The 15,425-nt window shown below is 74.7% G+C and carries 11 protein-coding genes; 10 read left to right on the top strand and 1 reads right to left on the bottom strand.

Annotation, left to right across the window (positions count from 1 at the left end; all coding sequences use genetic code 11):
• Positions 1-130 precede the first annotated feature (130 nt).
• The 8 genes from WMF14_RS00615 (at position 131) to WMF14_RS00580 (ending at position 12,650) form a co-directional block, all read left to right on the top strand.
• Positions 131-1,810, top strand: a complete 1,680-nt coding sequence (locus WMF14_RS00615) for a DUF2169 family type VI secretion system accessory protein (RefSeq protein WP_437798259.1) — start codon at positions 131-133, stop codon at positions 1,808-1,810.
• 162 nt (positions 1,811-1,972) lie between these two features.
• Positions 1,973-3,433, top strand: a complete 1,461-nt coding sequence (locus WMF14_RS00610; protein ID WP_437798257.1) for a type VI secretion system Vgr family protein — start codon at positions 1,973-1,975, stop codon at positions 3,431-3,433.
• Positions 3,430-6,108: a type VI secretion system Vgr family protein gene (locus WMF14_RS00605; RefSeq protein ID WP_437798255.1), complete on the top strand. Its 2,679-nt coding sequence runs from the start codon at positions 3,430-3,432 to the stop codon at positions 6,106-6,108. Before WMF14_RS00610 ends, WMF14_RS00605 begins: the two co-directional genes overlap by 4 nt.
• 52 nt (positions 6,109-6,160) lie before the next feature.
• The gene (locus tag WMF14_RS00600; protein ID WP_437798253.1) at positions 6,161-8,533 is read left to right on the top strand and encodes a DUF2169 family type VI secretion system accessory protein; all 2,373 of its coding nucleotides are present in this window, start codon (positions 6,161-6,163) and stop codon (positions 8,531-8,533) included.
• On the top strand, positions 8,530-10,542 hold the full coding sequence (locus tag WMF14_RS00595; protein WP_437798251.1) for a pentapeptide repeat-containing protein: 2,013 nt from the start codon (positions 8,530-8,532) through the stop codon (positions 10,540-10,542). The genes WMF14_RS00600 and WMF14_RS00595 overlap by 4 nt, the downstream gene beginning before the upstream one ends.
• A gap of 44 nt (positions 10,543-10,586) precedes the next feature.
• Positions 10,587-11,318, top strand: a complete 732-nt coding sequence (locus WMF14_RS00590; RefSeq protein ID WP_272097161.1) for a DUF3540 domain-containing protein — start codon at positions 10,587-10,589, stop codon at positions 11,316-11,318.
• Between the two features lie 12 nt (positions 11,319-11,330).
• On the top strand, positions 11,331-11,744 hold the full coding sequence (locus WMF14_RS00585; protein WP_272097160.1) for a DUF4150 domain-containing protein: 414 nt from the start codon (positions 11,331-11,333) through the stop codon (positions 11,742-11,744).
• Positions 11,745-11,774: 30 nt separating this feature from the next.
• Positions 11,775-12,650: a transglutaminase family protein gene (locus WMF14_RS00580; RefSeq protein ID WP_437798249.1), complete on the top strand. Its 876-nt coding sequence runs from the start codon at positions 11,775-11,777 to the stop codon at positions 12,648-12,650.
• Between the two features lie 388 nt (positions 12,651-13,038).
• Here WMF14_RS00580 and WMF14_RS00575 read toward each other — a convergent pair whose 3' ends face one another.
• Positions 13,039-13,173 (bottom strand): hypothetical protein, encoded by a 135-nt coding sequence (locus WMF14_RS00575; RefSeq protein WP_437798247.1) that lies wholly within the window; start codon positions 13,171-13,173, stop codon positions 13,039-13,041.
• Between the two features lie 151 nt (positions 13,174-13,324).
• Here WMF14_RS00575 and WMF14_RS00570 point away from each other — a divergent pair, with 151 nt between their 5' ends.
• Complete coding sequence (locus tag WMF14_RS00570; RefSeq protein ID WP_272097157.1) at positions 13,325-14,308, top strand: TauD/TfdA dioxygenase family protein; 984 nt, start codon at positions 13,325-13,327, stop codon at positions 14,306-14,308.
• Positions 14,305-15,156, top strand: coding sequence for a dienelactone hydrolase family protein (locus WMF14_RS00565; RefSeq protein WP_437798245.1), 852 nt, complete (start codon positions 14,305-14,307; stop codon positions 15,154-15,156). The genes WMF14_RS00570 and WMF14_RS00565 overlap by 4 nt, the downstream gene beginning before the upstream one ends.
• Positions 15,157-15,425 lie beyond the last annotated feature (269 nt).

The raw sequence follows: 15,425 nt of genomic DNA, 5'->3' as shown, positions 1-15,425 counted from the left end.
GTCCTGGGTGACGCGCTCGCCAGAAGCGGGGCGATCCTCTTGCCGATTGAGCCCCTGATCGCTTCGCCGCGTGACGGCCACAATGGCTTGACAGCAGCGTCGGAGGGCGGGTCTCATCGCTGGTGGATCCATGGCGACGAGCAACCCTCCGCATGTGAGCGCGACGCCGATCGGCGCTGCGACCGCCGCCGCCATGGGATGGAGGTTCAAGGGCAAGCTCTGGGTGACCGCGATGGTGAAAGCCACCTTCGGGTTCGCCAGCGACACGATGATGCAGCGCATCGCGCCGCAGGAGATCATCCGGGAGGAGGTCCATCACCGCGGGCTGCCCTCGCGGAGCATCCGGTTCGCGACCGATCTGGTTCCTCGCCTGCTCAAGGCCGACGTGCTCTTCACGGGCCATGCGCATGCGCCGCACGGCCGCCCCGTCGAGGCGGCGCATGTCCGGCTGGGACTCTTCTCGAGCAGCTGGACGCTGCTGGACAAGACGCTGATGGTCCGTAAGCGGGGCGGCTTCGTGCGGCTCCCCATCGATTACGAGCATGCTTTTGGCGGGATCGGCTTCCCGGACAACCCCTTCGGGGAGGGCCATCCGCAGGGCTCGGGCGAGCCGAACATCCTCGATCCGGCCGACGCGAGGCGCGTGGCTGGCTTCGGCCCGATCTCGAAGGCCAGCCCCGCCCGCCGGCGGCTCCTCGGGACGACCCCGCGCGCCCTGCTGGAGCGCGGTATCCCCGAGATCCCGGACGATCTCAGCTGGGACTACTTCCAGGCGGCGCCGCCGGATCAGCGCACGCACTTCCTGCGCGGCGACGAGTGGATCGTGATGGACGGCCTGCACCCGAGCGCGCCCCGCATGCGCATGCGCCTGCCCGGCGCGCGCGGCTTCGCGCGCATCCACGGCCTCGCGGACGTCGGCCTCGCCGAGCACCAGGAGCTCCCGCTGAGCGCCGACGTGCTGCGCATCGACGGCGACGAGCAGCGCTGCACGGTGACGTGGCGCAGCAGCTTCCCCGTGCCCTCGGAGGACGTGCTCCCGCGCATGCGCATCTTCGCCGGCGTCGAGCTCCCGGGCGAGCCGATCGCGTGGCCCGCTCCGGGCGCCGCGATCAGCAGGGCCGGAGCGACGGCGCCCCGCGCGGGCGCGGCGGGCGACGAGGACGACGCCTCCCTCGAGTCGACCGTCGCGCTGTCCGCCGCGGCGAGCATGAGTCCCACAGGGACGCTGGACGTCGCGCCGAACAGGGCGCTCGCGGTCCCGGGGACGCTGCCGTTTCGTCCGGCCCCCGCAGGCGCCTCGCCGTCGCCGCCGAAACGGCCTGCACCACCGCCACCCGAGGCTCCGCTCGCCAGGTCCGGGACGATGCAGATGCCGAAGGACGTCGGCAGCCAAGGCGCTTCGCCGTCGCCGCCGAAACGGCCTGCACCATCGCCACCCGAGGCTCCGCTCGCCAGGTCGGGGACGATGCAGATGCCGAAGGACGTCGACAGCCATGCGGCGCGCCAGCCGGCGACTCCCTTCACGGCCGAGCCGCCACGCGCGCCGCCGGCCGAGCCGCCACGCGCGCCGCCGGCCGAGCCGCCACGCGCGCCGCCGGCCGAGCCGAGCGCTCCCGCCGCCAGCGCGGCCGCGCCCGCGGTCCCCACGCCGGACCCGGTGAGCCCCGCGGCCGCGGGGGGCGCCTTCGCCTGGGCGACACCACCCCCCGAACCGCCGCCCCCGGAGCCGCCGCCCGCCGGAGCGCCGAAGCGCCCGGCGAAGCTCGATGTGCGGGCGCTCCTGTACGGCACCGGCAAGGGGCGAGGCTGACGCTCCGATGCCCGTGAAACCCCGAAGGGCGAGCCCCGGCGGCGCAGGGTGTCAGCTGCCCTCGCGCGGCCACCCCGGCGCCCCCGCGGCGCGCACGCCCACGCGGCTCCTCCACCTTTCCGGTGCTCCAGGGAAAGCCGCGGAGGAATCGGAGAACGAGCGATGAAGGAAGCCTCCGGGACGTTGGACGTTCGCATCGAGTCAGAGCGGGGGCCGTGGGACCACGTGAAGGTCCGCGAGCTCTCCGGGCGAGAGGCGATCTCGCAGCTCTTCTCGTTCGACCTCGAGGTCGTGATCGACGAGGGCCACGAGCTCCCGGCCGACGCCGCGCCCGGCGCCGAGATCAGCCTGGTCTTCGAGGCCGACGGCGAGGAGATCCGCCGCGTCTCGGGCATGCTCGGCCCGATCCGGGACCGCCTCGAGCCGCTGGCGGAGCGCGCCACCTGCCGCCTGCGCCTCGTGCCGCGCGCGTTCCGGCTCACCCTTGTCGAGACGCAGGAGATTTACCTGGATCGCAGCGTTCCGGACATCCTCCGGAGCAAGCTCGAGCGGCACGGCCTGGGCTCCGAGGACGTCGAGCTGCGGCTGCTCGAGACCTACCCCGAGCGCGAGTTCGTCGTGCAGTACGGCGAGAGCGATCTCGCGTTCATCAGCCGCCTGGCCGAGCACGTCGGCATCAGCTTCTTCTTCGAGCACGAGGGCGGCCGCGACAGGCTTGTCTTCACCGATCACCCGTCCGGCTTCCGCCTCGCCGCGGGCGCGGAGACGGTGCCCTTCCGCGCCCGCGGCGAGGCCACGGACATCTTCGCCCTCGAGGTGACGACCGACCTGGTGCCCACCAGCTACGTGGTGCAGGACTACAACTACCGCGCGCCGCAGCTCGACCTGACGGCCTACGCCAGCCTGGGCTCGGGCGACGGCGGCGGCGTCGTCGAGTACGGCAGCCACGTCAAGACGCCCGAGGAGGCCGCGAAGCTGGCGCAGATCCGGGCGGACGAGCGGCTGTCGCGGCAGCGCGTGTACGAGGGCAAGGCCAGCCGCGCGGCGCTGTCCGCCGGGCGGCGCGTGACCCTGATCGAGCACCCGCGCTTCCCGGAGCGCGAGGAGCTGCTGCTCGTCGAGGTGGAGCACGAGGCGAGGCTCCCCGCGTTCAAGGACGCCGGCGAGCAGAGCCCGTTTTACAGGAACGCATTCCGCGCGATCCCGGCGCGCGTCGCCTACCGGCCGCCGCGCCGGACGCCGAGACCGCGCATCTCCGGCGTGGTCACGGGGATCGTGCAGCCGGGGCCCGGGGGAAAGACGAACGGCGTCGCCCTGCTCGACGCCGAGGGGCGCTACACGGTCCAGCTCCACTTCGACACGGCGGAGCCGGGCGAGCAGAAGGCCTCGCGCCCTGTCCGGATGGCGCAGCCCTTCAGCGGCGTGGGCCACGGGATGCACTTCCCGCTGCGCCCCGGCACCGAGGTCCTCGTGGCGTTCGCCAACGGCGATCCGGATCGCCCGGTGATCCTCGGGGCCATGTTCAACCCGCTCGCGCCGTCGCCCGTGACGGCCCGCAACGCCAACCAGAGCCGCATCACCACGGCGTCCGGCGCCATGCTCGAGATCTCGGAGAAGCGATGACGAAGCCCACGACGGTCGGGATGCACTTCCGCTCCGAGGCCGCCCCGGCCGGAGCGTTCACGGTGCTGGGGCTGCGCGGCGAGGAGGCGCTGTCGCGCCCGTACCGCTTCGAGATCGATCTCGCGTCGCCCGATCCCGCGCTGCCGCTCGACGACCTCGTCGGCGCGGCCGGGGAGCTCGATCTCGCCGGCCGCACGGTCCCGGGGGTCGTGGCCGAGGTGGAGCAGGGCGGCGCGCTCGGCGGCGATCGGTACGCCTACCGGGTCGTGCTCGTGCCGCGCCTCGCCCTGCTCGGCCTCGCGCGGCAGACGCGCTTCTACCAGCGGCTCAGCGTGCCGGACCTGGTGGAGGCGGTGATCGCCGGGAGCGGCCTCGGGATCGAGGTGGAGCGGCGGCTCGAGCGGGCGTATCCGCCGCGCGAGCACGCCGTGCAGTACCAGGAGAGCGCGCTCGACTTCGTGTCGCGGCAGCTGGAGCAGGCGGGCGTCAGCTACTTCATCGAGCCACGCGGGGGGGCGGAGCGGCTCGTCCTCTGCGACCACCCCGACGGCTTCCGGGGCGCGGTCGAGGCCGCGATGGGGGAGGCCGGAGGGGTGCGCGCGCTGCGCTGCCGGCGCCGGATGTCGCCGCGCGCGCTCGTGCTGCTCGACTACAACGAGCGCACGCCCGAGGTGCCGCTGGAGGCCGAGGCCGAGGTCGACGCGCGTGGCTTCGGGCTACTCGTCGACGAGGGCGGCTCGTTCGCGGCGCCCGAGGAGGGCGCCGCGCTCGCCGCCGTGCGCGCCGAGGAGCTGCGCTGCCGCGCGACCGTGTACGACGGCGCGATTGGCGCGCCGCTCGCCGCGGGCGAGCGCCTCGGGCTCTCCGGCCATTTCCGGGCCGACTGGAACCGCGATTACCTGGTGACGCGCGCGGTGCACAGCGCCGGGGCGGTCGACGAGCCGCGCTATGCTTGCCAGTTCGAGGCCATCCCGGCCTCGACGCGCTACCGCCCGCCGCGCGCCACGCCGAGGCCGCGCCTCGAGGGCGCGATGGTCGCCCACGTCGACGCGCGCGGCCCGGACGGCACCGCCGCGGTCGACGCCGAGGGGCGCTACCGCGTGGTGATGCCGTTCGATCTGAGCGGCGCGGCCGAGGCGCAGGGCTCGGTGCCGATGCGCCTGGCGACGCCCTACGGCGGGGCCGACGAGGGCATGCACTTCACGTTGCGCAAGGGCGCCGAGGTGCTGTGGACCGGCGTCGGCGGGGATCCCGAGCGGCCGGTGATCACCGGCGTCGTGCCCAACGCGAAGAGCCGCGTGGTCACGAGCGCCGACGAGGGGCGCGGCCGCATCCGGATGCCGAACGGGGCCATGGTCGAGATGGGAGGCGGCTTCGGGCGCGCGCGCGGCGGGCCCGCGACGCGCGCCGGCGCCGAGGGCGCGCTGCCGACGGAGCAGCAGCTCGGCCAGGACGACATGACGACCACCGCGAGCAGCGCGGAGGACTGGATCCGCATCGCGGTCCCCCACAGCGACGGCAAGTACAGCTACCTGCGCTACGGCGAGCGGGCGACCACGGCGGCCGGCACGTTCACCGAGTCCGCGCGGCTGGATCCTACCGGCGGGTTCGGCAGCAGCGGCTGGACGTGGTCGAGCCTCGACAACGGCTACGACACGAGCTCGGACGCCAATGACAAGGGGAAAGCGGCGCACTTCGGCTGGGCAGCGAGCGACGGGGTCTACGACCACACGGACGGCAACCGCACGGTCGTGACCCAGGGGGACTACCAGTCGGTCACCACGGGCAACCGCACCGACGTCGTCCTCGGGAACTACCGGCTCGTCATCCCGAACCGGACGCTCGGCATCTTCGACGTGGACTTCTACTCGATGACGTTCAGCAAGGACTGGCAGGGCTGGCGGAAGACGACGCGCAGCCACGTCTCGACGGTCAACCTCACGTACGGCGACAACTCGAATTTTTTCACCGGCACCAACTTCGGGGCGAGCCTCGGCGGGAACTTCAGCATCGCGGCGGGCGTGAACGGCAACGTCTTCCTCGGGCTCAACACGGGGATCACGGCCGGGATGAGCTGCAACGTCGCGTACGGCCCGGTGCTCGAGTTCGGCAGCACGAAGAAGCTCACCACGGCCGACGAGCAGGACATCAAGGCGCGCTCCAAGGTGCACCTGCGCGTGCGGAGCACCGACGCCCCGACGGTCGACGCCGCGAAGCCGTGGGCAGCCGCCGTGACCGCGGGCGCCCTGGGCGCGGTGGCGGGCCCGCTCGGCGCCTCCGCGGGCAAGGACGATCTCGAGAAGGGCGGCGGGCTCACGGGCGCGACGTGGGGCATCGCGACGCTCGGGGCGCTCGTCGGAACGTACCTGGTCCACAAGCTCGCCCACGCGAACCCGCTGAACGACGCCGAGCTGATCATCGAGCCGACCCAGCTCCTGCTGCGCTGCGGCGGGCTGGCCGGCGCGTACATCAAGATCGAGCCCGCCGCGATCGAGCTCGCCTGCGGTCCCAGCAGCCTCAGGATCGACGCGACGAGCGTGATCGCCGGAACAGGGACCGCCAAGCTGGAGCTGAGCAGCACAGCCGCGTCCTCCGTCCTGAGGTTCGGCGGCCACCAGGTCCAGGTCGACGCCGGGGGAGCCGTCATCCAGGGCGCCCAGTTCCACATGCTCTAAGAGGAGCCCGCTCGGCGAGCGGCCGAGCGGCCTGCGCGCGTCGAGAGCTGCCATGAAGATCATCAACCCCACGCCCACCACGTTCGCCGCCGTCTCTTGGCAGATCCGGCCCCCGCAATGGGACCTGTGCCTGATCGCGAAGGGCACCTACCGCCTCGTGCCCGGCGAGCCGGCGATCCCCGCCGGCGCCCCGGAGCCGCCGCTCGGCGACGCGCACGAGGGCGACGATCCGCGCGGGGCGCTCCTCCGCGCGTCCGACTTCGCCCCCTTCAAGCCGAAGGCGGATCTCCTGCTGCTCGGCAAGGCCCACGCGCCCGGCGGCCGGCCCGTCAGCTCCCTGCCGGTGAGCTTCGCCGTCGGCAAGACGTCGCTCGCGCTGCAGGTGACCGGCGACAGGTACTGGACCGATCCGGCCGCCGGCAAGCGCACCGACCCGCAGCCGTTCGTCGAGATGCCGCTCGGCCATGACCGCGCCTTCGGGGGCCCGGGCTTCGCGGCCAACCCGGCGGGGCGCGGCGTGTTCGACCCGGGCGAGCGCGATCTGCGGCGGCGGCCGCTACCGAACATCGAGGATCCGCGCGCGTTGGTCGACTCGCCCGCGGCGCGGCCGCCGCCCGCGGGCTTCGGGCCGCTCGCCGCCGCCTGGGCGCTGCGCGCGAGCAAGCTCGGCACCTACGACGAGCGCTGGCTGAAGCAGCGCTGGCCGTTCTTCCCCGACGATTTCGACTGGAGCCACTTCAACGCGGCCGCGCCGGCGCTCCAGGCCGAGTACCCGCGCGGCGACGAGGAGATCGTCTGCCACAACCTGCACCGCGCGCGGCGCGACTACCGCGCGCGGCTCCCCGGCGTCCGGATCCGCTGCTTCCTCGACGAGCTCGCGGGCGGCGCGGAGCGCTTCCGCGAGGTGCAGATGCACCTCGACACGGTCCGGGTCGACATGGAGGCCGAGGCGCTCATCCTCGTGTGGCGCGGCCACGCGCCCGTCTCCGCCGAGGACCACCCCGAGGTGCGGCACGTGCTCCTCGCGAGCGAGCCGCTCGGCGAGGGCCGCGTCCCGGCCGCGCGCTACCGCGAGCAGCTCGCGCTCGCGCTGATGGAGGCGCGCCCTGCCGTGGCGGAGGCGCCCGCCGCAGGGGCGCCGGCCGCAGAGGCGCCCCCCGGCAACGACAACGGCGGAGCGTCTCCCCTGGCCGGCCTCGACGACGCCGAGCTCCTCGCGCAGATCCGCGCGACGCTCGAGCGGGGCGGCGCCCCCGCGGCGCTCGTGGCCTCGCTCGGCGCGTCGGTCAATGGCCCGCGCCCGCCCGGCGCGGAGCTCGAGGCGTGGCTGGGCAAGCTCGGCGGGGATCCGGCGCAGCTCGACGAGATCCAGCGGAAGAGCCGCGAGCAGATGAAGAAGGCGCTCGAGGCCGGGGGGCACGACCCGGCGCAGCTCGACGCCCTGGAGCGCGAGGACGAAGCACGGGACCGGGCAGCCACCGAGCGCGCGGCGCCGTGGACACGCGAGCGCGTGGAGCTCTGCCTGTCGATCCGCGAGAGCATGGCGGGCGCCGATCTCTCGGGGCTCGACCTGTCGGGGCTCGACCTCAGCGAGGCGAGCCTCGCGCGCGCGCTGCTCGTCGGCGCCGACCTGACCGGCGCCCGCCTCGCCGGGGCCGACCTCGACGGCGCGACGCTCGCTCGCGCCAGGATGGCGGGCGCGTGGCTCCCGGCGGCCAGGCTGAACGACGCCGACCTCTCCGGCGCCGACCTCGCGGGCGCCGACCTGACCGGCGCGGCGCTCGGCAAGGCGCGCCTCGACCGCGCGGCGCTGCGCGGGGCCATCCTGACCGGCGCGGCCGCGGCCGGCGCCTCGTTCCTCGAGGCCGACCTCACCGGGGCGCGGCTCGACGGCGCGCAGCTCGCCGGCGCCCGCCTCGCGCGCGCGGCGCTCGACCGCGCGTCCTTCGCCGGCGCGGCGCTCGAGGACGCGAGCATCGAGGGGGCGCACGGCGAGGCGGTCGACCTGCGCGGCGCCGACCTGCGCGGGCTGCGCGCCTCGGAGCACACCCGCCTGCCGCGCGCCCAGGCGCGCGGCGCCCGCGCCGACGGCTCGCGCTGGATGCACGCCGATCTCACGGGCGCCGACCTCGCGCTGTCGAGCCTGCGCCGCGCGGATCTCGGCCGGGCCGAGCTCGGCGGCGCCGACCTGCGCGGCGCCGACCTGGCGGGCGCCGACCTGACGCGGGCGCGGCTCGGCGGCGCCCGCCTCGAGCGGTCGAACCTGCACGGGGCTCGCCTCGAGGGCGCCGACCTGCGCGACGCCGACCTGCGCGGCGCAGGGTTGTACGAGGCCGCCCTGTGGCAGGCGCGGCTCGAGGGCGCCGATCTCACGGGCGCGCAGCTCGCGTCCACCCTGCTCACCAGCGATCGAGGCGCGACGTGACCGGCGCCGCCGCCACCTCCGCGGGCTTCGCGCGGGACAGGGACGATCTCCTCGCGCGCCTCGACGCCGGACCGCTCGATCCGCCGATGATCCTCGGCCTCGACCTGCGCGGCGTCGACCTCGCGGGCCGCGATCTCTCGGGCGTGCTCTTCAACGGCGTCGACCTGAGCGACGCGCGGCTCGCCGGCGCGCGGCTCGCCGGCGCCGTCTTCCTGGCCGTCACCCTCCGCGGGGCCGATCTGTCGGGCGCGCGCCTCGAGCGCGCGGTGCTCGCGCGCCACGTGCGGCTCACCCGCGACGCCGCGGCCGCGACGCTGCCGCTCGAGGCCGATCGCGACCTCGGCGCCGAGTCCGTCGAGGCGCTGCGCGCCGCCGGGTACGCGGGGTACGCCGCCGGGGCCACGTCGCTCGCCGGCGCGTCGCTCCGTGGGGCCGATCTGTCGGGCGCGCGGCTCGAGGGCGTGGACCTCGCCGGCGCCGATCTCTCGGCCGCGACGCTGACCGGCGCCGCGCTCGCGGAGTGCGCCCTCGACGGCGCGCGCCTCGACGGCGCGACGCTCGGCGAGGTCGAGCTCGACCGCTGCGGGCTCGCGGGCGCGAGCTTCATCGACGCCGAGCTCGCCGCCGTGACGCTCATCGGCGTCGAGCTCGGCGCGCTCGACCTGTCGCGCGCGCGTCTCGTCCGCGGGCTCCGCGTTCCGAACCAGGATCTCCGCGGCGCGGCGCTCCCGCGCGACCTCGCCGGCGGCGACCTCACGGGCGCGAACCTCACCGGCGCGGACCTGTCCGGCTTCGACCTGCGCGGCTGCAAGCTCGACGCGGCCGCTCTCGACGGCGCGCAGCTCCCGTCCGCGGCGCTCGGCGGCGCGTCGCTGCGCGGCGCGTCGCTGCGCGGCGCGCGCCTCGCCGGCGCCACGCTGAGCGGGGCCGACCTCGAGGGCGCCGTGCTCGAGCGCGCGAACCTCGACGGCGCCCGGCTCGACAGCGCCGGCCTCGAGGGGGCCGACCTCACCGGCGCCAACCTGTCGGGCTGCGATCTGTCGGGCGCGCGGCTGCACGGCGCCCGCCTGCGCGGCGCGCTGCTCGCGGCCGCCGTGCTGCGCGGGACCGAGCTCACGGGCGCCGATCTCGCCGAGGCGTCGCTCCAGGACGCCGCGCTCGACGGCGCGGATCTGCGCCGCGCGCGCCTTCCGGGCGCCCGCCTCGCCCGGGCCGAGCTCACCGGCGTCGATCTCTCGGACGCCGACCTCGCGGGCGCCGATCTCTCCGAGGCGCGCATCGCGGGCGTGCGCCTCCGCGGCGCGAACCTGGCCGGCACGCGCCTGCGCGGCGCCACGCTGAAGCGCGCGCAGCTCGCCGGCGCCGCCCTCTCCGGCGCGGATTTCGGAGGGGCCTCGCTCGAGGGGACCTCGCTGGTCGGGCTCGATCTCCGGGGCGCGCGGCTCGCCGGCGCGCGGCTCGCGAAGAGCTCGCTCGTCGGGGCGAAGCTCGGCGGGATGGATCTCTCGGGCGCAGAGCTCCGCGACTGCGACCTGTCGCGCGCGGACCTCCGGGACGCGCGGCTGGACGGGGCCGATCTGGCGCAAGCGAGCCTGGCCGGCGCCGAGCTGGGCGGCGCCTCGCTCGCCTCGGCGCGCCTCGGGGTCGCGAACCTGACCGGCGCCAGCCTCCGGGGCGCGCGGCTCGCCGGCGCCGATCTCTCCCGGGCGTGCCTCGACGGCGCCGCGCTCGCGCGCGCCGATCTCGGCGGCGCGCGGCTCGACGAGGCGATGGCGCGCAAGGCGGATCTGAGCGGCGCGCGGCTCGAGGGCGCCTCGCTCGTCGGCGCGGACCTGTCGCACGCCGACCTGTCGGGCGCCGATCTGTCGGGCGCCGATTGCCGCGGGATGAACCTGCACCGGGCGACCACCGCGCGCGCGCGCTGGGACGGCGCGAAGCGCGAGGGCGCCCGCGAGACCGATCCGGAGCGTGCCCGCGCCGAGGACTGGCGCCCGCCCACGCTGTTATGAACGGCCGACGACGGCCGCGAAGCCACGACCCGAGGACCACCGCCATGCCCACCGCCGCCCTCCCTGCTCTCCCCGTCGAGCCCCCGCCCTCCGACGCGCGCCCCGAGGGGCTCCGCGACGGCGCGCCGCGCGCGCAGTCAGCGGAGCGCCCGCTGCGCATCGTGGCGAGCGGGGGCGCCTCGGCGTCGATCGTCGAGCGCGACGGCCACGAGGTCGTCGCGGTGCACGACCGGGCCGGCCGGCTGCTCTTCGAGTACGACGCGGAGACCGGTCGGGGCAGCCTCGTCGCGGCGGGCGGCCTCTCGCTCGCAGCGCCCGGGGGCGACATCGATCTCGTGGCGGGCGGCGCCATCCGCTGCTGGGCGGCCGGCGAGGTCGCGATCGCGAGCCGGAGCGGCGCGACCCTGAGCGCGCGCGCCGGCGAGCGCGGCGCGACGGTGCAGGTGGCGCCCGGGCGCGTCACCGTGGCCGGGGAGGCGCTCGCCGCCGTCGCCGAGCGGGGCGACGTCCGCATCGCCGAGGCGCGCTATGAGGGGCGGGCGCTCACCGCCGTGCTGGAGCGGGCGCACACCACCGTGGGCAAGATCGAGTCGATCGCGGGGCGGGTGATCGCGCGGGCGGGGGATCTCTTCCAGGAGGTGCGCGAGCTGCACCAGCTCCGCGCCGGGCGGGTGCGCGCGCTGGTCGAGGACGTGATCGAGCTGCGCGGGCGCGAGGTATCGGTGGACGCGCGCGAGGACGTGAGCATCGATGGCCAGCGGATCAACCTGGGGTAGGAGGGCGCGGCGATGTTCCCTGTAACAACGACGCAGGCCGGGATCTGCCAGGCCATGCCGGACACGTGCAAGACCCCTGCGCCGCCCGGTCCGCCGGTGCCGCTGCCGTACCCGAACGTGGCGATGTGCAACCAGGCGCTCCCGAGCACCTGCGCCCTGAAGGTGCTGGTGGAGGGCAAGCCGGTGCTCACGAAGCAGAGCGAGATCCCGATGTCGACCGGCGACGAGGCGGGAGCTGCCGGCGGCGTCGTGAGCGGCAAGATCAAAGGCGAGGCGATGTTCCGCAGCTTCTCGGCGAAGGTGAAAGCCGAGGGCAATCCGGTCGTGTTCCACGCGTGCGCGGTGGCGCAGAACGGCAAGAGCCCGAACATGCCCATGGGCGTGCAGGTCGCGCCGTCGCAGGCGAAGGTGATGGTGAGCGGCTGAAGGGCCGCGCGGCTGGCGGAGAGGGTCCACGTGGCGGCGCGTCGTTACCGCGTGGTTCACCGCAGCCGGTACGAGCTCGGGGCCGACGGCGCTGTCGCGTGCCGGCTGGAGGCGCACCTCACCCCGCGCGCGCTGCCGCATCAAGCGGTCGAGTTTCACCAGCTGGTGGTGCGGCCGCCGCCGCGCTCGAGGCGGGTCGAGGAGGACGCCTTCGGCAACCGCCGCGCGCGGATAGAGATCTGCGGGAGCTTCGGCGCGATCGACGTCACGGCCCTCAGCGTGGTGCGCCTCTGCGAGGAGGCCGCGGGCGGCGCCGGCGATCTCGGGGACGACTGGCGGGCCGTGGCGGCGCGCACGGCGGCCGCCGCGGCGGAGGACCCGGCGCTTCGCGCGCTCGTGGAGGGCACGGCGCGGGCGCCGCGGAGCGGCGCGATGGCCGACTACGCGCGGGAGAGCTTCCGGGAAGGCCTCCCGCTCGGCGGAGCGCTGGAGGGGCTGGTCGACCAGATCCGACGGGATTTCACCTTCACCCCGGGCGTCACCACCGCGGACACCGGCATCGCCGTCTTCTGCGAGCTCCGGCGCGGCGTCTGCCAGGACTTCGCGCACCTCGCCGTGGCGTGCTTGCGATCGATGGGCCTCGCGGCGCGTTATGCGAGCGGCTACGTGACCGGCTCCGCCTCGGCGCCGGCGCGCGCCTCGCACGCGTGGGCGTCGGTGTGGTTGCCGTCGGGCTGCTGGCACGACCTCGATCCGACGCTCGGGCGCCTGGGCGCGCCAGGGCACATCGTGCTGGGCTACGGACGCGACTACGATGACGTCGCGCCGCTCAGGGGCACCGCCGAGGGCGCGCGCGGCGTCCGGCTGCGGACGGAGATCGTGGTGGCGCCGCAGGGAAACGAATGACGTCGCGCCGTTTGCACGAGCCGCTCGCGCGTCCCCCATCTCCGCGCCGAAGTGGACTGACGCCTCCGGGACGCCCCTCCCGCTCGTCAGCCGCGCCGTCTCCGCGACGACGGATGTTCTGGAGCTCCTCAAAGCGTCGACGCATTGAAATCGCTCCCGGAGCGACGCCGCTCGCTCCTGGGCCGTACGGGGGCACACCCATGTCGTTCAAGCGCATGGAGCCCTGTCTGATGTTCGGCGGAACCGCCGAGAAGGCCATCACGCTCTACAAGAGCGCTCGGGGCGAAGTGTGAGGGCGTGATGCGTTTCGGCGATGTGTCGGGCGACAACCCATCTCCCGAGAGCAAGGACCGGATCCTCCACGCCACGCTGCACATCGGTCCTGGCGTCATCTCATCGTCATCGACACGATGCCCGGCACGCCGGCCGCGAAGGGGAGCGACACCGAGGTCTGCTTGCACTTCGGCGATATCGCGGAGAGGACGAAGGTGTTCGACGCGCTCGCCGTGGGCGACGACGTCACTAGGCCCCCCGCTGGAGACGTTCTGGGGACTTCCGCACGCGCGCCCCGCACCGTGTGTCCCCACGCGCACGCCGCCGCTCGCACTCTGGCACGGCGCCCGCATACCGACCGCCAGCAAGGACGTGGCGGGGGGACCACGCGGAGGAGACCTATGAGCCAGAGAGCATCCGATCAAGCCATCCAGGTAAAGCCGCTCGCAGGGCACATCGGCGCCGAGATCCACGGTGCCGACATCTCGAAGCCGCTGCCCGACGACTCCGTGGCGGCCATCCGCGCGGCGCTGCTGAAGTGGAAGGTCGTCTTCTTCCGGAACCAGCCGCTCGGGCACGCCGAGCAGATCGCCTTCGCGGCGCGCTTCGGCGAGGTGACCTATGCCCATCCGCACGAGGACGAGCCGTTCGACGAGCACCCGGAGATCCTCGCCATCGACAGCCGCCGCTACGATCGCCGGTACGGCAGGCGCTTCAGCTACGAGAACCGCTGGCATACCGACGTCACCGCGGCCGTGAACCCGCCGGCGGCGTCGATCCTGCGGGCGCACATCCTGCCGCCGTACGGCGGCGACACGACCTGGACGAACCTCGTGGCAGCCTACGAGGGGCTGTCCGCGCCGCTGCGCGCGCTCGTCGACGGCCTGCGCGCGGAGCACCGTTTCGGGCTGCGGTTCGCGCCGCAGGACCAGGACAGCCCGTACCTGCGCAAGGTGCGCGAAAACCCGCTGATCTCGATCCACCCCGTGGTGCGCGTCCACCCCGAGACCGGCGAGCGGGCGCTGTTCGTCAGCCCTGGATTCACCAGCCACATCGTCGGGCTGTCGCCGCGCGAGAGCAGCGCGATCCTCGATCTGCTCTTCGAGCAGATCAGCCGCCCGACCTACACGGTGCGGTTCCGGTGGGAGCCCGGCAGCATTGCGTTCTGGGACAACCGAGCCACGGCGCACCTGGGGCCGCAGGACCTCGGGCACCTCGACGTCGAGCGCGTCCTCTACCGGGTGACGCTGACCGGAGATATCCCGGTGGGGGTCGACGGGGTCCGCTCCGAGATCGTGGCCGGGGAGCCATTCGGCAAGCGGCCCCCGAGCAAGCTGAAGCCCGCCCGCAAGGACAAGGCGGCCGAGGCGGAGGTGCAGGCATGAGCGCCGCGAGCACAGGCGTCGAGAGGACGTCGTTCGAGGGGCCCCACGGGCCGGTGGAGGCGGTGCAGGTCCGCCCGGCGTCGGGCGGGCGCTCGCCGGCGCCGGCGGTGCTGATCCTCCACGAGGGGCTGGGGCTCACGGTCCATACGATCGAGCTGGCGAGGCGCTTCGCGCAGGAAGGGTACATCGCGTTTGCGCCGAACCTGTATTCGCACGACACGACGCACCGGACCTTCACCGAGGCGGAGGTGGCCCGGGGGGTGAGCCTGCTGCGCGCCGCCGACCGCGACGAGGTGGTCGCGCGGTTGCCGGCGGACGAACAGGAGCGGCTGAAGAAGGTGTTCGCCTGGTTCGGTAGCCGCGACACGTCGACCTACCTGTCCGACGCGAGGGCGGCGGCGGCGCACCTCGTCGGCCGGTCGGACGTGCGGCCGGGGGGCGTCGCCGCCGTCGGGTTCTCGCTGGGCGGCGGGCTCGTGGGGCAGCTCGCGGTCGCAGGCGTGGAGCTCGCGGCGGGCGCTGTGTTCTATGGGCAGGCGCCGGCCCTGGAGCAGGTGAGGAACGTGCGATTTCCGCTGCAGGTGCATTATGCGGAGGACGATCCGGCGATCACCCCGAGGGCGCCAGCGGTGGGGGAGGCGTTCAGGGCTGCGGGGCGAGAGCTGAGCTCGTTCGTGTACCCTGGGACGCGCCACGGGTTCTTCAACGAGACGCGGCCGGCGTACCACGCCGACGCGGCGCAGCTCTCGTGGCGGCGCACGCGGGAATTCTTCGCCGAGCGCACCGGCAACGTCGCGCAGTGGCGGCCGCAGGCAGTCGCCGGCGAGGGTGTGCGCGCGGCGGGGTAGCTGCGGCTCCACCGCCGGCACCTCAACCTGGGTCGGCACCTCAACCTGGGTCGGCACCTCAACCTGGGCCGGCTCCTCAACCCGGGTCGGCTCCTCAGCTCCTCAACCCGGGCCGGCTCCTCAACCCGGGTCGGCTCCTCAGCTCCTCAACCCGGGTCGGCTCCTCAGCTCCTCAACCCGGGTCGGCTCCTCAACCCGGGTCGGCTCCCCAACCCGGGTCGGCTCCCCAACCCGGGTCGGCTCCTCAGCTCCTCAACCCGGGTCGGGTC

This window comes from Sorangium sp. So ce693 (assembly GCF_051521375.1).
GTDB lineage: Bacteria > Myxococcota_A > Polyangia > Polyangiales > Polyangiaceae > Sorangium > Sorangium atrum.
This window is presented reverse-complemented; position numbering and strand designations above follow the sequence as displayed.